Here is a 22,113-nt window from a genome sequence, read left to right as displayed (position 1 = left end):
TAGCTTCGGGATATGTTGGTGCACTGAATAATCTGTGGCGCGGACCGCTTGCCCGGCCGCTACCCAGTGCGTGGGGTGCCGACGGACGACACCCCACGTGAATCCCCTACTCCCCCAGGAACACCGGGAGCTGGCGGTGGCCGTTGGAGACGAAACTGCCTACCGGCTGCAACTCCGACGGGTCGACCGCCAGCCGGAGGCCGGGGAAGCGGGCGAAGAGGGCGGGCAGCGCGATGGTCGCCTCGAGGCGGGCCAGCGGGGCGCCGATGCAGTGGTGCGCGCCGTGGCCGAAGGACAGGTGGTCCTTGTTGGTGCGGTGGACGTCGAACTGGTCGGCCGTCGGGCCGTGCAGCTTCGGGTCGCGTCCGGCGCCCGCGTAGGAGGCGAGAATGGCGTCCCCCTTGGGAATCCGGATGTCGCCGACGTCGATGTCGTCGACGGCGTAGCGCAGCGGCAGGTGCGCTACCGGCGCCTCGTAGCGCAGCGTCTCCTCCACCACGTCCGACCAGGGCACCCGCCCCTCGACCACGTCCGCGCGCTGCTCCGGATGGGTCAACAGCGCGACGATCGCCTGATCGAGCAGGTTGACCGTGGTCTCGTGGCCCGCGTTGATGACCAGCATGAGGGTGTCGACGAGCTCCTTCTCGACCAGTTGCGAGCCGTCCTCGTCGCGGGTGGCGATCAGGACGCTCGTGACGTCGTCGCCGGGGGTCTCGCGCCGGTAGGCGACGAGTTCGCTGATGAGCCGGTACATCTCGAGATAGTTGGCCTGGGCCTGCTCGGGAGTGAACGAGGTGTCGAAGAACCCGTCGACACATTTGTGCAGGCTCGCGCCGAGATGCTCCGGCACGCCCATCATCTCGGTGATCACCTGGATCGGCACCGGGTAGGCGAAACCCGCGCGCAGATCCACCGATTCGCCCGGCAGGGTGGCCGCCAGCGCGTTCAGCAGGTTCTCGGTGATCTCCTCGATCCGCGGGCGCAGCGCCGCGGTGCGGCGGTGGGTGAACGCGGGCGAGACCAGTTTGCGCAGCCGCCGATGGTCCGCGCCGTAGGCGGTGAACATGTTGTCCACCGCGACCCAGGGCAGCAAAGGCCACGCCTCGGTGATCTCGCCGTTGATGAACGAGGTCCAGTGCTGCCGAGGGTCTTTGGACACGCGCGGATCCGCGAGCAGGCTCTTGAGCACGGCGGCGTCGGTCGCCGACCACGCGGGCACGCCGCCGGGTAACTCCACCACCGCGACGGGCCCCCGCGCGCGGATGCGCGCGGACTCGCCCTGGATATCGGCTCCGGTCGTGTCCAGAACTATCGGTTCATGCTCCATCGGACGCTCCTTACATCATGTTCAACGGAGGGGACTTGGGGAAGACGACCGGCAGCGCCGCGACCGCGCGGTGGAAAGGCCCTGGCCGCCAGTCCAATTCGTCCACGGGCACCGCGAGTTCCATCTCGGGCAGCGCGTCGAGCAGCTGATCGATGGCGTCCTGCACGATCAGGTAGGCGACCGACTTGGCCGGGCAGGCGTGCGGCCCGGCCGCCCACGCCAGGTGCGAGCGGTTGCCGGTGCGGTCACCGCCGCGGATCTCGGGGTCGTTGTTGCAGCCCGCGAGGCTGATCAGCACGGGCTGGTGCGCGGGCAGCCAGTTGTTGTCGATCAGGATCGGCTGCCTCGGGTAGGAGGTGCAGAAGTTCGCCATCGGCGGGTCGTTGAACAGCACCTCGTCCAGGGCGTCGCGGGTGGACAGGCTGCCGCCGAGCACGTCGCCGCCGAAGCGGTCGTCGGTGACCATGAGCAGCAGCGTGTTGATGATCAGGTTCTGCTGCGGCTCGATGCCCGCGCCGTAGAAACTGATGAGCTGGCACAGCATCTCGGTGTCGTCGAGTTCGGCGGGGTGATGTGCCAGCCGGGAGGTTACGTCGTCGCCCGGCTCCGCGCGCCGCAGGCCGATCAGCTCCAGCAGCGCCTCGCTCAGCATCTGCATGCCCTGCGCGGCGTTCACGGTGTCGAAGAGCGCGGCCATGCCCGTCGCGACCCGCTGGCCGAGCTCCGCCGAGCAGCCGACCATCTGGTTGAGCACCTCGAAGACGAGCGGGAACGCGTACTGGGTCACCAGGTCGGCCGAGCCGGTCTGGCAGAACCCGTTGATCAGCGGGATGGCGATCCGCTCGACGGTGGCGTGCAGGGCGTGCAGGTCGATTCCGTCGATGGCGTAGGTGTAGGCCTGACGGTAGCGCGCGTGCGCGGCGCCGCTGTTGCGCAGCGCGTTCGGGTACCACTCCATCATCGGTTTGATGGGCGAGTCGTCGGGGATGCTCTGCTGCCACGTCCGCGGATCGGCCGGAAAATGCTCCGGGTCGTTGAGGATTCGCAGCGCGGTCTGATAGCCGACGACCAAGGTGGCGGGCACGTCCGGGGCCAGCTCGATCGGCGCCAGCGAGCCGTACCGGCGGCGCATGTCGGCGTAGGCGCGATGCGGATCGGCCGCGAACTCCGGCGTGTGCAGGCGCACCCGCGGGCCATCGGTATCGATGGGCGACCCGTGCTGCACGGGGCAGACGCCGGCCACGGCGGGATCGGACGTGGTGAACGGTGACGTGGTCAAAGACGTGACTCCAGACGGTGGTTGCGCGGGCACGTGTCTCGGCCACGTGCCTGGGGAAAGGTCGGAGGTGTACCGGATGCCAACCGACCATAAATGACCACTGCTAACGAGTGCACGCCGAGGACCGGAATACTGTGTGGCAACCGCTGATTCACCGTGTCCACCTCACAGTCCGTGCAGGCCAGGCGATTACGGTGTAGAGAAGCCGAATCAGCCCGCCAAGTCCCCGCAACCGCCCACAACCTGACGGCCCACTCACGGTAGCAGCATTGCGAGAAAGTCTCTCTCGATGCGGCATGGTCGTCGGTGCGGTGACTGCGACGCGGTGCGAAACCCTCCGAGCAGCAGTGGAATCGGGTATGGGCCGCTACTTGCCCTGACTGTCAGGCAAACCTCACGATGGAATGGATGTGGGCGCTCGAAAGCTCGTCGTCGGATGTCTCGAAGGCCCGGAAGCTGTTCGAACGATGCGGTCCTAGGCATGCGGCAAGCCGCGCAGGATCAGTCGACCTTGTAGAGCCAGGTTCGGGGCGTTGCCAGGTCGCCGGTGGCGGACCACTGGTAGTCACGGGCGAGGCCGGGGCCTTGATAGGCGCGCAGGTAGTCGGCGAGGGCGGTGCGGTTCGCGTGGGCGGAGGTTATGCCCTTCAGCAGGATGGTGGTCAGGTCGTAGGCTTCGACGGAACTCGGGCCGGGCGGCCGGCCGTTCAGGGCCTGGTAGTCGGCGGCGAACCGTGTCACCACCGGGGCACAGGAGCAGGACACGATCGCGCCGCTGGCCGAATCACCGGCCTGGGCAAGGAAATCCGGGGTTACGGTGCTTTCGGCGGAGATGAAGGGTGCGGTGACGCTCGCTCGTCGCAGCTGTGGCAGCAGCGCGGCGGCCTCTTCGGCGAAGCCGGAGTAGAAGACGGCGTCCGGGGCGGCGGCGGCGATGGCCGCGGTGACCGAGGCGAAATCGCGTTCACCCCTGCCGATCTCGACGGCGCAGGACGGGTCGGCGGCGGAGCCGAGGCTGGAGACGGCGCTTCCGGACAGGCTTCTCCCATAGCCGGACCGGTCCTGGATGACGCAGATCTTGCGGAAATGCGCGGTGTTGACCAGGTACTTCGCCAAGGCGGTCCCCTGCGCGTCGTCGGCGGCCAGGCCGCGGAAGAAGGAGTGCCACCCGTTGGTGGACAGTGCGGGGTCGGTGGCCGACGGGGTGAGGAACGGCAGTCCCGCGTCGTCGAAAATCTCTCCCACCCGCTGAATTTCGGTGGAGAACACCGGGCCGATCAGCGCGGCGATCGACGGATCGCGCACGATCCGCGCGGCTACGTCGGCGGCCGGTTCGGCACCCCCGAGGTCGAATACGCGCAGCTTGACGTGGCAGTCCGGGTTCGCTTCGCTGAACTGGTCGACCGCCAGTTTCATCCCGCCGTAAACGCTGTGCGGCGTGCCCGCTGTCGTGGCGATGGCCACCGGCGCGCACGTCGCATGTCCATCGCCCGCCGGCGTGATCGCCGCGCTGGGCTTCGCCACTTCCTTGCCCTGCTGGTCGATCTGCGTCAACGCCTCCAGGGCGCGCGGTGCTCCGGCCGTGCCGGGAGCCAGGGCGCCCGACCATTCGATTGCCTGCGGAGTGCCCTGCCCACCGCGCGACGCCGTGTTATCCGACGAGGAATCCGTGTTCGCCCAGACAACGCCGATAACGATGGCGGACACCACAAGCAGCGCCGCACCCGCAATCCCTATGTTCCGCGGACCCCGCTGGGCAGGCCGCGACTTCCCTGACTCCGCCTGGTTCGGTTCCGTCCAGGACGCGCGACCGCCCGGCTCCTCCCACAACGTCCGACCGTCCGTCGCGGTGGTGCGGGTCGTCTGCTCGCGTGGAACCCCGGCTCCCGCAACGTCACTCGGTGGCACCCAGGTCTGCGGCACGGTGGGTGCGGCGGGGCGGATTGCCGCTGCGCCTGGCGGGCCGGTCAATGCTTCGCGGACCGCGGTGGCGAATCGCGAGCAGGAGTCGAAGCGGTCGCCGGGCCGCTTGGCGAGGGCTGTCGCCAGTACGTCGTCGAGGGCGGAGGGCAGGTCGGCGCGGCGGCCGCTGATCGGCGGCGGTGGGTGTTGCAGGTGTCCGGCGATCATGGCGGCGGGGTTGTCCCCGGTGAACGGCGCCGTGCCGGTGAGGAGCCAGAAAAGGGTGCAGGCCAAGGCATATTGGTCGGCGCGGTGATCGACCGGGCTTGCGGACAGCTGTTCGGGCGACGCGTAGGCCAGCGTCGCGGCGAACGTGCCGGTGCGGGTGAGCTGATGGGCATCGTCGCGGAGGCGGGCGATGCCGAAGTCCGTCAGCAGAACGCGCTCGTCCTGGCCCGCCGTCGCGCGGGCCAGCAGGATGTTGGCGGGTTTCACGTCGCGGTGCACGACGCCGACGGCGTGCGCGTAGTCGAGCGCCTTCGCCGTCTCGGCGACGATCTCCACCGCACGTGCCCGCTCCAGCGTGGCGAGATCGAGCGCCCCGGCGTCGATACCGTCGACGTACTGCATCGAGATCCAGCGGACGCCCTCGTCGACGCCGCGGTCGTACACCGCGACGATATTCGGATGGTCCAGCCGCGCGACCAGTTCCGCCTCCCGCTCGAACCGCGCGCGCATCTCGTCGTTGGCGTGCAGGTCCGGACTGAGCAGCTTCAACGCGATCCGCCGCGGCAGCCGCGGGTGGCGCGCGAGATACACCGACCCCATGCCACCGCTACCCAGCTGGCGTTCGATCACGAACCCGGCGAAAACCTCACCAGCGCGCAGCATTCCGTCCTCTCCGGCGTCGAGACCGGCTGAATCGGCTCGCTCCCCCGCAGGCACGTCGTCACAGCTGACCCGGTCGTGCACTCGCGCCATCGTAACCTGCGCGATTACCGTCCCGATGCCCCTGAGTCCGCTGGCCGAAGCTCGTTGTGCTGCCTCGAAAACTCCGTTGACCAGGGCACACTATTCCGGGAAGCTCGAGCCGTGCACCGGAATACCGATACGGTCGGTCTGGAACCCCTCACGGAGGGCAACCTCGCGCTGCTGCTCGACGCGGCGGTCGCCGAGGCGCACCCGCTGGAGGTGATGCCTCCGATAGCCGGTGCGCCCGGCTGGAATGCTGAGCGCCGCCGGGCATTTCTCGAATTCCATCGCGGGCGAGCACTGGCGGATCAGCCGGTCGAGTACACCTATGTGATCACGGTCGGCGGCCGGGTCGTGGGCGCCGCGCGGTTGCAGCCGGGCGAGGCCGGCCTCGAGGCGGGGGTGTGGATCGGCCGCTCCGATCGTGGGCGCGGCGTGGGCGGCGTCGTCGCCGAGCGGCTGCGTGCGATCGCGGCGGAGATCGGCGCGCGGCGGATCGTCGCGGTGACCACGGTCGGCAACACGGCGGCGCGCAGGCTGCTCGGGGCGGCGAACTCGACGGTCGACGGTGACACGGTCACGGCGACGGTGGCGCTCGAGTAGCGACACTCGGAAGCCCTGCGGCAGAGCGGAATAGCCGGGCCGCACCGAATCGCCGTCGTATGCGCGGATGCTATGAGTCCGGCGGGGCTCGGTCTACTGTGCCGACTGGTTCTCATACCAGCGCGGGCCGCTCTCGCGATACGCAGGCCCGCGGCCACACTTCTGCGCCCGGTTGTGCAGGGGCGGTCATCGACGGATGGGGAGAGACAGTGCACGAATACGGTTCGCCGGCGCTCGCCCGGCGATCGTTGTTGACCGCGTTGGCCGTCGGGTCGGTCGCGGTGGGGGTCTCGAGCCGATTCGGCACGGGCTCGGCAGGCGCTGCCCCTTCGGATTCCACGGTCGGCCTGCGGATCGATGTGGCCGGCGGCCACGGGGTCGGGCCGACGGCACTGGCATCCTTCGACGCCGCGCTGCGGGCGGTCGGCGTGGCCAATATGAACCTGATTCACCTGTCCTCGTCGATTCCGTCCGGCGCCGAGGTGGCGCGGACGGACCGGATTCGCCGGCAGCTCGCCTGGGGTGACCGCCTCTACTGCGTCTACTCCTCGAGAACCGCCAAGACCCCGGGCGAGCATGTCGCCGCGGGCCTGGGGTGGGTGCAGCGCGAGGACGGCTCCGGCGCCGGCTTGTTCGTCGAGCACGATGCCCCGACCGGCGCGCAGGTCGAGCTGTTGATCCGGGCCAGCCTGGGCGACATGACCGCCGCGCGGGACGAGGCGTTCGGCCCGGTGCAGCTGTGTGTCGCCGAAGCCCAGTGCGTCGCGGCCCCGGCCACCGCGCTGGTCATGGCCGCCTATCAAACCAGCTCCTGGGATTGAGCACGCGAAAGGTGAACGCGGCGTGCGCACTCCGGCGCGCCGCGGGGAGTCGGTCCGCCTACCCTGGCGGCCATGCCGCAATGGAGTCACAACAGCTTCTACCATCGGTTTCTTCTTCGCCGACTGCCTGACCCGTGCGGACGGGTGCTCGACGTCGGCTGCGGGGCCGGTGAATTCGCGGTCGAGTTGGCGCGCCGCGCCGACCGGGTCGACGCCATCGATCGGTCGCCGGTGATGATCGAGGCCGCGAAGCAGGCGACGCCCGGCAATGTCACCTGTGTCCTCGGGGACGTGCTCGAGCAACCGCTGCCCGCGAACTCCTACGATGCGATCGTGTCGATCAGCACGCTGCACCACATGCCGCTCGACCGGGCGCTGCCGGTGCTGGCCGACGCGCTGCGGCCCGGCGGGGTGCTGGCCGTCGTCGCGCTGCCGCGCGCGGACCTCCCCCGCGAACTGCCGGTCGAGATCTTGGCGGCGGCCGGTCACCGGGTGCTCGGGCTCGCCTTCGCCGTGCTGCGGAAATTCGGGCGCGGTGATTGGTATGCCGTAGCGCCGACCCACGACGTCATGCCGGTGGTTCTCGATCCGCCGTTGACGACACGTCAAGTGCGGCGGCAGGCGGCCGAGGTACTGCCAGGGGCACGGGTGCGGCGGCTCGTCTACTGGCGGTATGCGTTGGTGTGGCACAAGCCTGCCGACGGTTAGATCGAATGTCGTTGCGGAACAATCATTTCAGGCCTCGAACCTCGTCCAGTGCGGCGCGCAGCAATGCGGCGTAGGCGTCGATGTCCGGCACCGTCGCGCTGTCGGCGTGGAGCGAGATCGTGACGGTGTCGCCGAGTCCGTGCACGCCGTGAGTCAGTCGCATCACCGAGCCGATCGCTGGGAAACCGGCGGTGTAGCGGACCAGGCCGCCGCCGAAGGACAGGTTCGCCGGGCCGCGGTGGACGCTGGAGACGACGGTGTGACCGGCGATGGACCCGGGGACCGTATCGAGTGGGTACCGGTCGATGTCGCGGCGGAGCAGCGGGGCGGGGACGACGGACGTGACGCGGTCTTGGGCCGCGAGCAAGGGGTGCAGGGCGCGGGTTCGGCGAGCGGTCATGTCCGCGGTGATCTTGTCCGCTCGGGTGCACAGGTCGGGTTCGTCGATGAAGAGATCGATGCTCAGGCTGCGGTAGTTGTTGCGCGCGTTGGGCATTGCGGTCGCCGACAGTGCCATGGGCACTTGTGCGCCGAGCCGCTCCACCGGTTCGCCACGTTGTTCGAGGTAGCGCGGAAGCGCGATCGAAACGGCGGTCAGGACGACCACGGTCACCGTGCGTCCGGGAAGGCGCAATGCATCGGCGTGGCACACGAGCATTCGGATCAGGTGTGCTGAATTCGGTTCGGCGCACTCGTGATTGATCAGGCTGGGCGGAAAACCGGGGCCGGGCGGCGGTAATTCGCCTTTCGCGGTGAGCTCGGCCAGTTCCTGCTGAGCACGGAAGGCCTTGTAGCCTCGGAATGCTGTGCGGGCGACCTGAATCGGCATTCGAGGAAGTGAGAGCGCAAGACTTGCCGGGACGGAGCGGCGCAACGCGGACGTCGAGGAAATCCCAACTCTTTTCGCGGTGGCGAACCGACTTGTGGCTGGTGCGCCGCGAGCGCTCGAATTCGCGGCGCCATCGACCGCTGGTTCCGTCTCGAACAACGCACGCGCGATCTCGGCGGCGCGCCGGCCATCGGCGAGGGCGTGCGACATCTGGAGAACGGCGACGAGCGCCGGGCTCGCGTCCGGCTGCGCGGGCGCGTCGACGACACCGCGGAAGACGTGCAACCGCCATGGCCGCACCGCGGCGTCCACCCCGGTGTCGACCACCTCGCCGAGCGCGGCCTGCAGATGCGCCCAGTCCGGCTCCGGCAGCACATGCTCGATGAACTGGTCGGAGCGGAACTCGCATCGCACCCACGACGGATAGTCGAGATTCCCCGGCACTGCCCGCGCCCGGACCCGCAGGTCCGGGATCCGCGCGCTGCGCTCGGCGACGACATCGCGCAGTTGCGCCGTGGGACAGTCCGTATCGGTGAAGCAGTACAGCAGGAACAGATCGTTGCGCGTACGAGCCGACAGCCAGTACATCGTCGCGTCCTGCGGTGCCATCGAGCTCACCGCCCGACCCTATCGAAACCTCGCTGGACGGGCGGTTACCGGCGCGGTCGCGACGCCGGTGAGCGCACTCGAGCATTCCCGAATGATCTTGATTCGCAGACAGATCCGGAAAAAGCTCTCGATTCCGCGAGAATCACCTGCTACCGTCTGTAGTAGAACGCATACCACTCTCCCAGGGGCGGGGTGTCGACCATGGCAAACCAACTCGGTCGCAAGGTCAGCGCGCAGGCGAGCTCCGCCGACGAGCGATATCAGGCCGCGAATTTTCTCAAGCGGTCGATCAACAAGGTGTTTCCGACGCACTGGTCGTTCCTGCTCGGCGAGATCGCGTTGTACAGCTTCATCATTCTGCTGCTCTCGGGCGTCTACCTGACGCTGTACTTCGATCCGTCCATGACCGAGGTCGTCTACAACGGCTCCTACCAGCCGTTACGCGGCGTCACCATGTCGCGGGCGTACGAGACGGCGCTGAACATCTCGTTCGAGGTGCGCGGCGGACTGTTCGTGCGGCAGGTACACCACTGGGCCGCTTTGCTTTTCGCGGCGTCGATCATCGTGCACCTGTTCCGGGTGTTCTTCACCGGCGCGTTCCGCAAACCGCGTGAGGCGAACTGGGTGATCGGCGCGCTGCTGCTGATCCTGGCGATGTTCGAGGGCTACTTCGGCTACTCGCTGCCCGACGACCTGCTCTCCGGCACCGGACTGCGGGCGGCGTTCTCGTCCATCACGCTCGGGCTGCCGGTCGTCGGAACCTGGCTGCACTGGCTGATGTTCGGCGGCGACTATCCGGGCAACATCATCATTCCGCGCCTGTTCATCGCGCACGTGCTGCTGTTCCCCGGCATCATGCTGGCATTGATCGCGGCGCACATCGCCCTGGTCTGGTACCAGAAGCACACCCAGTTCCCCGGCCCGGGCCGCACCGAGAACAACGTGGTCGGCGCCCGCATCGTCCCGGTGTTCTCGCTGGATCAGGGCGCGTTCTTCGCGTTCACCCTCGGCATCGTCGCCATCATGGGCGGCCTTTTGCAGATCAACCCGATCTGGAACATGGGCCCGTACAACCCCTCGCAGATCTCCGCGGGTTCGCAGCCGGACTTCTACATGATGTGGACCGACGGCATGATGCGCCTGATCCCGCCGTGGGAGCTGTATCTGGGCCGCTACACCGTGCCGGCCCCGGTGTGGGGCGCGCTGATCATGGGTCTGGTGTTCACGGTGCTCATCGCCTATCCGTGGATCGAGAAGCGGCTCACCGGCGACAAATTCGTGAATCACAATCTGCTGCAACGCCCCAGGGACGTGCCCGTGCGCACCGCCATCGGCGCGATGTCCATCGCGTTCTACGTGGTGCTCACCCTCTCGTGCGTGAACGACATCGTCGCCTACAAGTTCAACGTCTCGCTGAACGCGACCACCTGGACCGGCCGCATCGGCATCCTGCTCATCCCGCCCCTCGCCTACTTCCTCGCCTACCGAATCTGCCTCGGCCTGCAGCGCGGGGATCGCGAAGTGCTCGGGCACGGCGTCGAGACGGGCGTGGTCAGGCGCCTCCCGCACGGTGAGTACATCGAGATCCACCAGCCCCTCGGCCCCGTCGACGACCACGGCCACCCGATCCCGCTGGAGTACCAGGGCGCCCCGGTCCCGAAGAAAATGAGCAAACTAGGCGCCGCGGGCAAACCCGGCACCGGCGGCTTCTTCCGCGCCGACCCCTGGCAGGAGTCCGAACGCAACCTCGAAACCGACCACGCCGAAGAACGCCGCCAACTCGCGGTGCTCCGAAATTACCAGGAACGCGGTAGCCGAGACGGAAACGTTCCCAACGGAAACGGGTCGACGGGTAAGCCGGTTTAAGGCGTCCCCGGCAACTGTTCGTACTCGCCTACCGCTGCGACGGCATCCCCGCTCTGGCCTCGCCAATCCGCCAGATCGTCACGGATATCGAGCGTATCCGGATGATCGGACCCCAACACCCGTACACAATCGGCGAGAAGGAACTCGAATTCTGCTACCGCTTCCTGTGGCTCGCCGCTCATACCGCGCCAATGCGCCAAGCAGCCGCGGATCAGGAAGACTTCCACGTCGTCAGGTCCGACAGCCTCGGCAGTATCGGCGAGCAGGCACTCGAAACCAATCACCGCGGCATTCAGGTCACCGGTCTCGCCCAGCCAATGGGCGAGGTGGAACCGCGCTACGCGGCAGTCGGGATGGGCCGTGCCCAGGGTCTCCACGAAGAGCGGAAGCCAAGCGGCCCACAAGTCTCGATTGTCCGCAGCCCGCACGGTCTCGGAATTCGCAAGCAATTGCACGGCGGCGGCGGAGTCGCCGCAGGCCAGATGATGACGCACACCCGTCGTACGCGCGTATTCGGCGGCGCGGTCACCGGCTTTCGCCTGGACCGCGCAGGAGATGTTTTGGTGCGCCTCAATGGAACTCACTCCAATTCTGGCAGCCTCATCCCGTGTCGAGGCCAGAAAGTCTTGGTGCGCCAAGCCCAGCATCTCCAGCCGCGTCCCTGAGTTGCCCCGGCTGATCAGTACCCCGAGCGCTACCACGATGTCACGAACTCCCCGGAGGGATAGTTGGTGCCCGAGTACGGCGACAGCATCACGCAACAACTTCACGGGCATTATCGGACCCGATCCTGCCGCTGCCAAGACGGCTAGCACTGCGGCTATCGAGCTGGCCTGCGCGGGAGCGGTTGCGTCGAGTGCGCAGCGGATGCGCTGCTTGACCAGTGCGTCCAGACGACTGTCCACGGCAACATCACCGGGAAGATCGTCACCGATCTCGGTCAGCAACCGGGCGAGCAGCCAACCTCCTGCCTCCGTCTGTTGAAGCAACTCAACGAGACGTTGCTCCCAAGCTGAATCGCCGGCTAGCCCGTGCCGCGCGACTGCCCTCGCGATCTCTCCGGGTGCCGGTGGGAACAACTCGATACGACGCATCCCCGCCAAACCGGGTAGCTCCTCGAGGACGGAGCCCGAACGGATCCCGACGATCACTCGGACGTGGGCCAGCTCGGAGCGACCCACAAGGTCGGCGATCGCATCCACGATCAGGTGCCGGACACCGGGCTCAGCCTGATCGATGCCATCGATCACGAGATTGACAGGCTCCCAGACTGATTCGAGCCGGGCGAGTGGTTTCAGTACCAGCAGATCGAACAGATCGGCAGTCGAATCGTCTTCGCCTGCGTCAGCGATGGTCGTCACGAGCGAGGCAAAGCCCTCTACCCGAGCTGTTCGCTGAGCACCTGGATGATGTGCAGCGCGGTATCCGACTCGGGGTGCTGTGGCGAGTCGTGCGCCAGAAGGAAGAAGTTGTCCCGGCCGGTCGCCACGCCATGACCGACGAAGCTGATCAGCAGCGCGGCCTGGCTCCGGGCGGCAAGAGCGAATGCGGCTTTGATTTCCGCGGTCAACTCACGTGTCGTCGGATTCAGCAGGGGCCCCTCGACCGTGCGAGCGGAGTCCCAGCCTCCCAACGTAGTCAAGCGCGAATGTAGGTCGGTGGCCAACTGGAGGGGGAATCCCAACTCGCCGAGCGCTTTACACTCGGATCCCACGACGAGCGCAAGTCTCCCACCCATATTGCGAAGATACCGGGTTGACGCAAAGCCGGCTGGTGGATCGACCCGAATCGGGATCCACCGCGGCTACCCCGAGTCGCAGCCGACCCGAGGTATACGCGGTTCGATAGTCAGAGGTGCTTGAAGTTTCCGGCCGAAACTCCTTCGAGGAACGCATCCCACTCGCGTGGAGTGAAAGCGAGTACCGGGCCACGTGTTTGCGCCTTCGTGTCCCGGACGGCCACATTGCCTCCCTCGAGGAACGCGACTTCCACACAGGCACCGTCAGGCCCACTAAAGCTACTCTTGCGCCAAACCGCGCCCGTCAGATCAACTTTCACGGCACTAGCTCCTTTGCCTGCGTCGAGAACGAGAATTTACCTGACATGGTTACGCTCGCACCGGGCACTAAACAGGGGCTCCGCAAGCACTGTCTCGGCGTGCGGTTTCGCGGTGCGACATCATCACCCTGCATCGTAAGGTGCAAACACTATTCGAGGGCTGCCCCCGCGTGATCGACCCTAGCAGGTCCATCGAAAGTTTGCCCGGCTCTTGCTTATTGAATCATCGCAACTGCCAAGTTTGCGAAGTTGAAATGTTGCGGGAACATTGCCGGTGAGGGGAGAACATTCCGCTGATCGAGCTGCCGCAAACATTTTGGTTCAAATTATTCTCCGTGATCCGGGGATGTTTCTTTCTGCGGACAGTGGCTCATCGACGCCACCGCCGCGGGCGGGCATGATGGAAGCCATGGTTGAACGCGATCGCGACGACGCAGGTCGCGCCCTTAACTCTCGTCCGCGTGACAGATTGGGCCGTCCGTTGCCGCCCGGCAGTGCCGGAGTTGCCCGAATTCCCGATGATCTGGATCTGCCGCCACAGCAAACACTCACCTTCGCTCAGCAACTGCTGGACGACGGACTGGCATTCAACGCGCACGAGGTATTGGAGGCGGCGTGGAAGAACGGGCCGTTCGCCGAACGGATGCTGTGGCAGGCGCTGGCGCAGCTCGCTGTCGGCATCACCCACATCCAGCGCGGTAATCAGAAGGGCGCGCGCACACTGCTCGCCCGCGCGATCACCCGGCTGACGGAGTATCGGCCGGAGGACGGCGCGGACGCGCCCTACGGCATAGACCGCGCCGGGCTGATCGCGTACGCCCAGGGGCTGCTCGATGCCCTGGACGCGGAGGCGCCGATCTCGCCGGAGAAGCTGACACCGCGTCTCCGCGGCTGACACCTCTACACCTGCGCGGCTGCTATCCACACCCGCGCGCCCCATATCTACGATGGGCACCGTGTCCACGTCAACCCGCACCAGCCGGGTCCGTGCCTGAACCGGGGGCGGGCCGATACGCGCCGAGCCCGTCGGGCGATCTGCACGTCGGCAATCTGCGCACGGCCCTGCTCGCCTGGGCGTTCGCGCGCTCGACCGGAAGACGCTTCCTGATCCGGGTCGAGGACCTGGACCGCGTGCGGCCCGGCGCCGAACAGCGGCAGCTGGACGACCTCGCCGCGATCGGGCTGGACTGGGACGAGCCGGTGGTCCGGCAGTCCGAGCGGCTGCCGATCTACCAGGCGGCGATCGATCGGCTCACCGCCGCCGGCCTCACCTACGAATGCTTCTGTACGCGAAGGGAAATCCAGCAGGCGGCGACGGCGCCGCACGGGCCGATGGGCGCCTACCCGGGAACCTGTCGCACGCTGACCGAAGAGGCCCGCACCAGGTTTCGCGAGCAGGGCCGCCCGGCCGCGCTGCGCTTGCGGTCCGCGGCAACCGAATTCGAGATCGTCGACGAACTGCACGGCCGCTACCGCGGCCCCGTGGACGACGTGGTGCTGCGGCGCGGCGACGGCATCCCGGCCTACAACCTGGCGGTAGTGGTCGACGACGCGGCGCAGGGCATCGATCAGGTGGTGCGCGGCGACGACCTGCTACCGTCCACCCCGCGGCAGGCCTATCTCGCGTCGCTGCTCGGACTTTCGGTGCCGCACTACGCGCACGTTCCCCTGGTGCTGAACGCGCAGGGGCAACGACTCGCCAAGCGGGACGGCGCGGTGACGCTGGCCGACCAGCGCGCGCTCGGCGCGACACCCGAGCAGGTGGTGACCGCGCTCGCCCACTCGCTCGGCAACCCGGCGACCTCGGCGGCGGAGCTGCTCGACCGTTTCGACCCGGCGCGGCTGCCGCGTGAACCGTGGATACTCGACGGGAATGGGTTGTTGCAACGCAGTCGATGTCCGTAACGTACGCATTCGTCCAACTACTGATCACTCGACGAGGACAAACTATGACAAGCGGTGGGTACGACCCCAACCAATATCCGCAGGGCGGGCAGCCGTATGGGCAGCCGTACCCGCAAGGCGGCCAGCAGTTCCCACAGGGCGGCCAGCAGTACCCGCAAGGCGGCCAGCAGTACCCGCAGGGCGGCCAGCAGTACGGCCAGCAGCCGCAGTACGGTCAGCAGCCGCCGCAGTACGGCCAGCAGCCCCAGTACGGTCAGCAGCCGCAGTACGGCCAGCCGCAGGATTCCTACGGCCAGTACCCGCAGCAGCCCGGTTTCAACAACTACGGCGGCCAGCCGGGCGACCTCGGCACCCGCATCGGCGCGCGCGTCATCGACGCACTCGTCCTCTACATCCCCTACCTGATCATCTACCTCGTGGTGAAGAACAGCGTGGGGCTGACCATCGGCCTCGGTCTGATCTGGACCCTGGTGCAGCTCGGCTACTTCGTCGGCATGGAGACCTCGCAGGGCACCACCATCGGCAAGAAGGTGCTCGGCCTGAAGGTGCTCGCCCCCGGCGGCGCGGCCAAGATCGACCCGGTGACCTCGCTGAAGCGCAACGCGTTCATCGCGGCCAGCATCATTCCGTGCATCGGCAGCCTGGTCTCGCTCGGCTTGGCCATCTACATCATGGTCACCATCTCGCAGGACCCGAACAAGCAGGGTTGGCACGACAAGTTCGCCGGCGGCACCCAGGTCGTCAAGTCCTGATCGCGCACGGCTGATCGAAACGCGCAGGGGCGCACCCGAGAACGGGTGCGCCCCTGACGTTTTCGTGGATAGAACGCTAGGTGGTGCCGGCGATCAGGACTACGACGAACCAGAGGACGGCTAGGACGATGGCGCCGACGCCGATCCAGATGCCGGCCAGCGCCATGCCTTTGCCGTCCTGGCCGGTCTGCTTGATCTGGTTCAGGCCGATGACGCCGAGGATGATGCCGACGATGGAGCCGAGGCCGCAGGTGACGAATCCGGCCAGCGAGGCGATGAGCGCGCCGATGGCCATGCCGTTGGCGCCCTGCTGCGGCATGCCGTACGGCTGGTAGGCGGGCGGGTAACCGTAGCTCGGCTGACCGTACTGTTGCTGCGGCTGCTGGGCGTACGGCTGCTGATAGCCGGGGAACTGCTGCTGCGGCGGGGGCGTCATCGGCTGGGCGGGCTGCTGCGGGTACTGCGGCGCCGACGGGTACCCCGATGGCTGTTCAGCGTTCGGATATTGCGGAACCGAGCTCTGCGCACCGGATTCCGGCGAAACGCCTTGGCCGCCGTACTGTTTCCACCATTCGTCGGAATCGCCGGGATTCGTCATTGCTACAGGGTATTCCACAACCTGGTTGGATGATGCGGGTGAGTGAGCCGAATAAAATCGATACCCCCGAATCTGGGCGCCCCGCGCCGGACCATGCGGCATTCGCCCAGGTAGCGCGGGGGTACTACACACCGATAGTGGCGTTGTTCACCGCGACGCTGATCATCTCCAACATCTGCGCGACCAAGGGCGTGCAGTTCTTCACCGATCAATCGTTGAAGATAGGACCGCTGGAGGTGCTGCCGATCAGCACCGACGGCGCGTGGTTCCTTTTCCCCCTGGCCTACATCGTCGGCGATGTGCTGAGCGAGATCTACGGCTTCAAGTCCGCCCGCCGGGCCATCTACTACGGATTCGCCGTCCTGTTGTTGACGGTGGTTTGCTTCAAGATCGCGATCGAGCTGCCCGTCGCGACGTTCTACGAGAACCAGGACGCGTTCCGCACCGTCATCGGCACCACGCCGCAGCTCGTCGCCGCCGGCCTGGCCGGCTATTTCGTCGGCGAGATGCTGAACTCCGCGACGCTGGTGCTGATCAAGGAGCGCACCAAGGAAAAGCACCTGTGGGCGCGGCTGATCGGCTCCACCGTGGTCGGCGAGTTCGGTGACACGCTCATCTTCTGCTCCATCGCGGCCACGGCCATCGGCATCGACTCGTGGGGCCAGTTCGTGAACTACGTGATCGTCGGCTTCCTGTGGAAGACGCTCGCGGAGGTCATCGTGCTGCCGATCACCTACCGGGTGATCGCCTGGCTCAAGAAGCACGAGCCGACCTACGCGCCGAGCCCGGAGCCCGCACTACTGAGCTGAAAGACGTTGGCGGCCACCGGACTTCACGTCGTGGAGTCCGGGGCCACCGGTTTCACGGGGCCTGGATGCGGCCCTTCCAACGCCCGAGCGTCTCGGCCTTGTGCTCGTCGAAGTAGCCGCCCTCGATGCTCGCGCGAATACGGTCGACCAGCCGGATCGTGTAGCGCTCGTTGTGGATCGTGCACAGGGTGGCCGCGAGGATCTCCTTGGCCTTGAACAGGTGGTGCAGGTAGGCGCGGGTGTAGTTGGCGCAGGTGTAGCAGTCGCAGGTCTCGTCGATCGGGGTGAAGTCGCGTCGGAAACGACTGGTGTTGATGTTGAATCGACCCTCGGCGACGTAGATGGCGGCGTTGCGCGCGACCCGGGACGGGTTCACGCAGTCGAAGGTGTCCGCGCCGTTCTCCACGGCGGTGAAGATGTCCTCGGGCTCGCTGATGCCGAGCATGTGCCTCGGCTTGTCCTCGGGCAGTTCGTCGCAGCACCAGCCGACGATGGTGCCGAGGTTGTGCTTCTCCAGCGCGCCGCCGATGCCGTAGCCGTCGAAACCTGTTCCCTGGTCGCCGCGCAGCGACTCGAGGCCGCGACAAGCCTTGCGCCGCAGGTCCTCGTACTGCGCGCCCTGGATCACGCCGAACAGCGCCTGGTATGGGCGGTGCGTGCGGGCCGCGGTCAGTCGCTCGTGTTCGTCGAGGCAGCGCTGCGCCCACTCGTGCGTGCGCTGCAGCGACTTCTCCTGGTAGCCACGGGTATTGAGCAGGGTGGTGAGCTCGTCGAAGGCGAACATGATGTCGGCGCCGAGCCGGTGCTGGATGCCCATGGACACCTCGGGCGTGAACCGGTGCTTCGAGCCGTCCAGGTGCGAGCGGAAGGTGACGCCGTCGTCGTCGACGGTGGCCAGCCGCTCCTTGCCCTTCGCGATCACGTCGTCGCTGCGGACGTCGACCGCCTCCATCGCCAGCACCTTCTTGAAGCCGACGCCGAGCGACATCACCTGGAAGCCGCCGCTGTCGGTGAAGGTCGGTCCGGGCCAGTTCATGAACTTGCTGAGCCCGCCCGCCTCGTCCACGATGTCCGAACCCGGCTGCAGGTAGAGGTGGTAGGCGTTTGCCAGCAGCGCCTGCGCCCCGATCTCCTTCATCGTCTCCGGCAATACCGCCTTCACCGTCGCCTTCGTGCCCACCGGGATGAATGCGGGCGTAGCGATGGCCCCGTGCGGGGTGTTGATCACACCCGCTCGACCATGCCGCCCTTCGAGGCGGGCACCGACGGTGAACGAAAAGGAACCGGAATCTGACACCCGGACATCCTCCCAGGCCCTCCACCCCCGCGCCCCCGAGGTGTCACGACGCGAACGAGCAGAGGCATACGGTTGCTGAAAGGTGTGCTGCAGCAACCATATGACTCTGCTCGATGGAGCTACACCTCCGCCGACGCGGCGGCGAACTGGGCGTTGTAGAGGCGGTAGTAGGCGCCGCGCTCTTCGAGTAGGCGTTCGTGGGTGCCGTGCTCGACTATGCGGCCCGCCTCCATGACGACGATAAGGTCGGCGTCGCGAATGGTGGACAGGCGATGGGCGATGACGAAACTCGTGCGGTCGCGGCGCAGGGCCGCGGTCGCGTGCTGGACCAGCAGTTCGGTGCGGGTGTCGACCGAGCTGGTCGCCTCGTCCAGGATCAGGATCGACGGCTTGGCCAGGAACGCCCGGGCGATGGTGATCAGCTGCTTCTCGCCGGCGCTGACGCCGGAGCCCTCCTCATCGATGACCGTGTCGTAGCCGTCGGGCAGCGCGTGCACGAAGCGGTCGACATACGCGGCCCGCGCGGCCTCGAGGATGTCCTCCTCGCTGGCGTTCGGATTGCCGTAGGCGATGTTCTCCCGGATGGTGCCCTTGAACAACCAGGTGTCCTGCAACACCATGCCGATGCGGGAGCGCAGGTTGTCGCGGCTGATCCGGGTGATGTCGACGCCGTCGATGGTGATGGCGCCGGAGTCCAGCTCGTAGAACCGCATGAGCAGATTCACCAGCGTGGTCTTGCCCGCGCCGGTCGGGCCGACGATGGCGACCACGTGGCCCGGCTCGGCGATCAGCGAGAGCCGCTCGATGACCGGCTGGTCCGGCTCGTAGCGGAACGAGATGCCCTCGAACTCGACCTCGCCCCGATCGACCGGGCGGGGATCGGCCGTGACCGGGTCCGGGCTCTGCTCCTCGGCGTCGAGGATCTCGAAGATCCGCTCGGCCGACGCGACGCCGGACTGCAGCAGGTTGGCCATCGCGCCGATCTGGGTGAGCGGCTGGCTGAACTGACGCGAGTACTGGATGAACGCCTGCACCTCGCCGAGCGAGAGCTGGCCCGTCGCCACCCGCAGGCCGCCGACCAGCGCGACGAGCACGAAGTTCACGTTCCCGAGGAACATGATCGCGGGCATGATCAGGCCGGAGATGAACTGCGCCTTGAAGCTCGACTGATAGAGCTCCTCGTTGCGCTTGTCGAACTCGGCGCCGACCTCGCGGTTGCGGCCGAACGCGGTGACGATCTCGTGCCCGGTGTAAGCCTCCTCCACCTGCGCGTTCACCAAGCCCGTGTTCTTCCACTGGGCGACGAAGTGCGGCTTGGAGCGTTTGGCGATCAGCGCGGTCACGAAGATCGCCGCGGGCACCGTGAGCAGGGCGATCAACGCGAGCAGCGGCGAGATCCAGAACATCATGACCAGGATGCCGAGCACCGTGAACACCGAGACGATCAGTTGGCTCATCGTCTGCTGCAGGCTCTGCGAGATGTTGTCGACGTCGTTGGTGACCCGGCTCAGCACGTCGCCGCGCGGTTGAGAGTCGAAGTAGCGCAACGGAAGTCGATGGATCTTGTCCTCGATGTCGCTGCGCAGCCGCTTGACCGTCCGGTTGATCACCATGTTCAGCAGGAAGGCCTGCAGCCAGCCGAACACCGCGGCGCCGATGTAGAGCGCGAGCACGAGCATGAGCACCCGGCCGACGGCGCCGAAGTCGACGCCGACCCCGGGGACGGCGTTCATGGCGCTCAGCATGTCGGCGAAGGTGTTGTCGCCCTTGGCCCGCAGATACTCGACGGCCTGGTCCTTGGTGGTGCCCGGCGGGAACTTCAACTGCCTGCCGACGACGCCGTCGAAGACGAGGTTGGTCGCCTTGCCGAGCATGTACGGACCGAGGATGTTCAGCACGACCGAGGCGATCGCGAGCATCACGACGAGCCAGACGAACTTCTTCTCCGGCGCGAGCCTGCGCAGCAGCCGCTTCAGCGACGGGCCGAACGACTTGGCCTTGGCGTCCGGCGCACCGGGGGCCGGCATTCCTGGCCTCATCGCACCTCCTCCGCGCTCAGCTGGGACGAGACGATCTCCTGGTACTCCTTGCAATTGCGCATCAGCTGGTCGTGGCTGCCGACGCCGGCCATCTCACCGTCCTCGAGCACCACGATCTGATCCGCGTCGCGGATCGTCGTGATCCGTTGCGCCACAATGATGACCGCCGCCTCCCTGGTCACCGGCCGCAGCGCCTCGCGCAGCCTGGCATCGGTCGCCACGTCGAGCGCGGAGAACGAGTCGTCGAACAGGTAGACCCGCGGCCGCTTCACCAACGCCCGCGCGATCGCGAGCCGCTGGCGCTGGCCGCCGGAGACGGTGGTGCCGCCCTGGGCCACCGGAGTCTCCAGGCCCTGCGCCATCTCCCGGACGAAGTCGTCGGCCTGCGCGATCTCCAGCGCGCGCCACAGCTCCTCGTCGGTGGCGTCCGGATTGCCGTAGCGCAGGTTGCTGGCCACCGTTCCGGAGAACAGATACGCCTTCTGCGGGACCAGGCCGATCTGCGAGCGCAGCAGTTCGAGGTCGATGTGCCGGACGTCGGTGCCGCCCACGTAGACCGCGCCGTCGGTGACGTCCATCAGCCGCGGCACGAGGTTGAGCAGTGTGGTCTTGCCCGAGCCGGTCGAGCCGACGATCGCGGTGGTCGTGCCCGGCTTCACCTGGAACCGAATGGCTTTCAGCACCGGCTTCTCCGCGCCGGGGAAGGCGAACTCGGCGAACTGGAAGTCGACGTCGGCCGGGTCGCCCTGGAACGGCTGCGGCAGCGGCGGCGGCACCACCGAGGACTCGGTCTCGAGCACCTCGCCGATCCGGTCGGCGGAGACCGCGGCGCGCGGCGCCATCATGGCCAGGAACGAGGCCATCATCACGGCCATCAGAATCTGCATGATGTAGGACAGCATCGCGGTGAGCGAGCCGATCTGGATGCTGCCCTCGTCGACGGCGTGGCCGCCGAACCAGATCACTGCCACCGCGGTGACATTGCTGATCAGCATGACCAGCGGGAACATCAGCGCCATCAGCCGGCCGACGCGCAGCGCGGTATCGGTGAGCTCGGAATTGGCGACGCCGAAGCGCCAGGTCTCCTGGCGTTCGCGGACGAAGGCGCGCACCACGCGGATGCCGGTGATCTGCTCGCGCAGCACCCGGTTCACCTCGTCGATCCTGGTCTGCATGTCCCGGAAGCCGGGCACCATCTTGCTGATCAGGAAGGCCATGGACAGCCCGAGCGCGGGCACCGCGATCAGCAGCAGCCAGGACATGCCGAGGTCCTCGCGCAGCGCCATGATGATGCCGCCGACGCACATGATCGGGGCCATCACCAGGATGGTCGCCGACATCGCGATGAGCAGCTGCACCTGCTGAATGTCGTTGGTATTGCGGGTGATCAGCGACGGAGCGCCGAACATGCCGACCTCGCGCGCGGAGAAGGAGCCGACGCGATGCAGCAGCGCGCCGCGCATGTCGCGCCCCGCGCTCATGGCCGCCTGCGCGCCGAGGTAGACCGAGCAGCCGGAGGCGATGATCTGCACGCCGGTGACCGCGAGCATCCGCAGGCCGGTGCTCCAGATGTATCCGATATCGCCCTTGGTGACGCCGTTATCGATGAGATCGGCGTTGAGGCTCGGCAGGTAAAGCATGGCGATCACCGAGATCAACTGCAGCACGACGACCCCTGCCAGCTGGGCACGGTAGGGGTATAGATGAGTGCGCAGAAGTCGAATCAGCATGATGGATCG

19 protein-coding genes are annotated in these 22,113 nt (G+C 67.1%); 8 read left to right on the top strand and 11 right to left on the bottom strand.

What is annotated here, in order from left to right:
• Positions 1 to 106: 106 nt before the first annotated feature.
• The 3 genes from ON39_RS01145 to ON39_RS51250 all read right to left on the bottom strand — a co-directional run bounded on the left by ON39_RS01145 (position 107) and on the right by ON39_RS51250 (position 5,480).
• A complete protein-coding gene (locus ON39_RS01145; RefSeq protein WP_040729661.1) occupies positions 107 to 1,327 on the bottom strand; it encodes a cytochrome P450 family protein in 1,221 nt (406 codons plus the stop codon).
• 10 nt (positions 1,328 to 1,337) lie between these two features.
• Positions 1,338 to 2,606, bottom strand: coding sequence for a cytochrome P450 (locus ON39_RS01140; RefSeq protein ID WP_040729658.1), 1,269 nt, complete (start codon positions 2,604 to 2,606; stop codon positions 1,338 to 1,340).
• Between the two features lie 501 nt (positions 2,607 to 3,107).
• Entirely contained in the window at positions 3,108 to 5,480 is a 2,373-nt protein-coding gene (locus ON39_RS51250; protein ID WP_146251180.1) for a bifunctional serine/threonine-protein kinase/ABC transporter substrate-binding protein, read from the bottom strand.
• Positions 5,481 to 5,600: 120 nt separating this feature from the next.
• On the opposite strand from ON39_RS51250, the gene ON39_RS01125 reads away from it, so the two are divergent.
• The 3 genes from ON39_RS01125 (at position 5,601) to ON39_RS01115 (ending at position 7,612) form a co-directional block, all read left to right on the top strand.
• Positions 5,601 to 6,083: a GNAT family N-acetyltransferase gene (locus ON39_RS01125; RefSeq protein WP_040729655.1), complete on the top strand. Its 483-nt coding sequence runs from the start codon at positions 5,601 to 5,603 to the stop codon at positions 6,081 to 6,083.
• A 209-nt stretch (positions 6,084 to 6,292) separates the two neighbouring features.
• Complete coding sequence (locus tag ON39_RS48080) at positions 6,293 to 6,904, top strand: pyruvoyl-dependent arginine decarboxylase (RefSeq protein ID WP_246002967.1); 612 nt, start codon at positions 6,293 to 6,295, stop codon at positions 6,902 to 6,904.
• A gap of 72 nt (positions 6,905 to 6,976) precedes the next feature.
• Positions 6,977 to 7,612: a class I SAM-dependent methyltransferase gene (locus ON39_RS01115; RefSeq protein WP_040729652.1), complete on the top strand. Its 636-nt coding sequence runs from the start codon at positions 6,977 to 6,979 to the stop codon at positions 7,610 to 7,612.
• Between the two features lie 22 nt (positions 7,613 to 7,634).
• Here ON39_RS01115 and ON39_RS01110 read toward each other — a convergent pair whose 3' ends face one another.
• Positions 7,635 to 9,050 carry a wax ester/triacylglycerol synthase domain-containing protein gene (locus ON39_RS01110; protein WP_040729649.1) on the bottom strand — a complete coding sequence of 472 codons (1,416 nt, stop codon included), beginning with the start codon at positions 9,048 to 9,050 and terminating at the stop codon, positions 7,635 to 7,637.
• A gap of 201 nt (positions 9,051 to 9,251) precedes the next feature.
• Between ON39_RS01110 and qcrB the strand changes: the two genes are divergently transcribed.
• Positions 9,252 to 10,916 carry a cytochrome bc1 complex cytochrome b subunit gene (qcrB, locus tag ON39_RS01105; protein ID WP_040729646.1) on the top strand — a complete coding sequence of 555 codons (1,665 nt, stop codon included), beginning with the start codon at positions 9,252 to 9,254 and terminating at the stop codon, positions 10,914 to 10,916.
• Here the strand turns inward: qcrB and ON39_RS01100 are convergent.
• From ON39_RS01100 to ON39_RS46870, 3 genes are all read right to left on the bottom strand, one after another.
• The gene (locus ON39_RS01100) at positions 10,913 to 12,277 is read right to left on the bottom strand and encodes a tetratricopeptide repeat protein (protein ID WP_040729643.1); all 1,365 of its coding nucleotides are present in this window, start codon (positions 12,275 to 12,277) and stop codon (positions 10,913 to 10,915) included. The two genes, qcrB and ON39_RS01100, sit on opposite strands and share 4 nt — an antisense overlap.
• Before the next feature lie 17 nt (positions 12,278 to 12,294).
• Entirely contained in the window at positions 12,295 to 12,558 is a 264-nt protein-coding gene (locus ON39_RS01095) for a hypothetical protein (RefSeq protein ID WP_146251176.1), read from the bottom strand.
• A gap of 206 nt (positions 12,559 to 12,764) precedes the next feature.
• Entirely contained in the window at positions 12,765 to 12,974 is a 210-nt protein-coding gene (locus tag ON39_RS46870) for a DUF397 domain-containing protein (protein WP_083894188.1), read from the bottom strand.
• 409 nt (positions 12,975 to 13,383) lie between these two features.
• On the opposite strand from ON39_RS46870, the gene ON39_RS01090 reads away from it, so the two are divergent.
• The 3 genes from ON39_RS01090 to ON39_RS01080 all read left to right on the top strand — a co-directional run bounded on the left by ON39_RS01090 (position 13,384) and on the right by ON39_RS01080 (position 15,631).
• A complete protein-coding gene (locus ON39_RS01090) occupies positions 13,384 to 13,869 on the top strand; it encodes a DUF309 domain-containing protein (RefSeq protein WP_040729743.1) in 486 nt (161 codons plus the stop codon).
• 92 nt (positions 13,870 to 13,961) lie between these two features.
• A complete protein-coding gene (gene gluQRS / locus ON39_RS01085) occupies positions 13,962 to 14,879 on the top strand; it encodes a tRNA glutamyl-Q(34) synthetase GluQRS (protein WP_040729638.1) in 918 nt (305 codons plus the stop codon).
• 44 nt (positions 14,880 to 14,923) lie between these two features.
• The gene (locus ON39_RS01080; RefSeq protein ID WP_040729635.1) at positions 14,924 to 15,631 is read left to right on the top strand and encodes an RDD family protein; all 708 of its coding nucleotides are present in this window, start codon (positions 14,924 to 14,926) and stop codon (positions 15,629 to 15,631) included.
• Between the two features lie 76 nt (positions 15,632 to 15,707).
• On the opposite strand, the gene ON39_RS51120 is transcribed toward ON39_RS01080, so the two are convergent.
• Complete coding sequence (locus tag ON39_RS51120; RefSeq protein WP_040729632.1) at positions 15,708 to 16,229, bottom strand: DUF4190 domain-containing protein; 522 nt, start codon at positions 16,227 to 16,229, stop codon at positions 15,708 to 15,710.
• A gap of 29 nt (positions 16,230 to 16,258) precedes the next feature.
• On the opposite strand from ON39_RS51120, the gene ON39_RS01070 reads away from it, so the two are divergent.
• Complete coding sequence (locus ON39_RS01070) at positions 16,259 to 17,038, top strand: queuosine precursor transporter (protein ID WP_051186155.1); 780 nt, start codon at positions 16,259 to 16,261, stop codon at positions 17,036 to 17,038.
• Positions 17,039 to 17,090: 52 nt separating this feature from the next.
• On the opposite strand, the gene tgt is transcribed toward ON39_RS01070, so the two are convergent.
• The 3 genes from tgt to ON39_RS01055 form a co-directional block, all read right to left on the bottom strand.
• Positions 17,091 to 18,335: a tRNA guanosine(34) transglycosylase Tgt gene (tgt, locus tag ON39_RS01065; RefSeq protein WP_040729629.1), complete on the bottom strand. Its 1,245-nt coding sequence runs from the start codon at positions 18,333 to 18,335 to the stop codon at positions 17,091 to 17,093.
• 119 nt (positions 18,336 to 18,454) lie between these two features.
• On the bottom strand, positions 18,455 to 20,374 hold the full coding sequence (locus ON39_RS01060) for an ABC transporter ATP-binding protein (RefSeq protein WP_051186152.1): 1,920 nt from the start codon (positions 20,372 to 20,374) through the stop codon (positions 18,455 to 18,457).
• Positions 20,371 to 22,104: an ABC transporter ATP-binding protein gene (locus ON39_RS01055; RefSeq protein WP_040729623.1), complete on the bottom strand. Its 1,734-nt coding sequence runs from the start codon at positions 22,102 to 22,104 to the stop codon at positions 20,371 to 20,373. The genes ON39_RS01060 and ON39_RS01055 overlap by 4 nt, the downstream gene beginning before the upstream one ends.
• Positions 22,105 to 22,113 lie beyond the last annotated feature (9 nt).

Origin of the sequence: Nocardia tenerifensis NBRC 101015, assembly GCF_000308715.1 — a bacterium.
GTDB lineage: Bacteria > Actinomycetota > Actinomycetes > Mycobacteriales > Mycobacteriaceae > Nocardia > Nocardia tenerifensis.
The sequence above is the reverse complement of the archived record's forward strand: the minus strand, read 5'-3'. Positions and strand labels throughout refer to the sequence as shown.

Excerpts from the sequence above, each read along its gene's own strand:
- ON39_RS01145 (WP_040729661.1), bottom strand. The coding sequence starts at position 1,327 with ATGGAGCATGAACCGATAGTTCTGGACACGACCGGAGCCGATATCCAG.
- ON39_RS01115 (WP_040729652.1), top strand. The coding sequence starts at position 6,977 with ATGCCGCAATGGAGTCACAACAGCTTCTACCATCGGTTTCTTCTTCGC.
- ON39_RS01110 (WP_040729649.1), bottom strand. The coding sequence starts at position 9,050 with ATGGCACCGCAGGACGCGACGATGTACTGGCTGTCGGCTCGTACGCGC.
- qcrB (WP_040729646.1), top strand. The coding sequence starts at position 9,252 with ATGGCAAACCAACTCGGTCGCAAGGTCAGCGCGCAGGCGAGCTCCGCC.
- ON39_RS01090 (WP_040729743.1), top strand. The coding sequence starts at position 13,384 with ATGGTTGAACGCGATCGCGACGACGCAGGTCGCGCCCTTAACTCTCGT.
- ON39_RS01080 (WP_040729635.1), top strand. The coding sequence starts at position 14,924 with ATGACAAGCGGTGGGTACGACCCCAACCAATATCCGCAGGGCGGGCAG.
- ON39_RS51120 (WP_040729632.1), bottom strand. The coding sequence starts at position 16,229 with ATGACGAATCCCGGCGATTCCGACGAATGGTGGAAACAGTACGGCGGC.
- ON39_RS01070 (WP_051186155.1), top strand. The coding sequence starts at position 16,259 with ATGATGCGGGTGAGTGAGCCGAATAAAATCGATACCCCCGAATCTGGG.
- ON39_RS01060 (WP_051186152.1), bottom strand. The coding sequence starts at position 20,374 with ATGAGGCCAGGAATGCCGGCCCCCGGTGCGCCGGACGCCAAGGCCAAG.
- ON39_RS01055 (WP_040729623.1), bottom strand. The coding sequence starts at position 22,104 with ATGCTGATTCGACTTCTGCGCACTCATCTATACCCCTACCGTGCCCAG.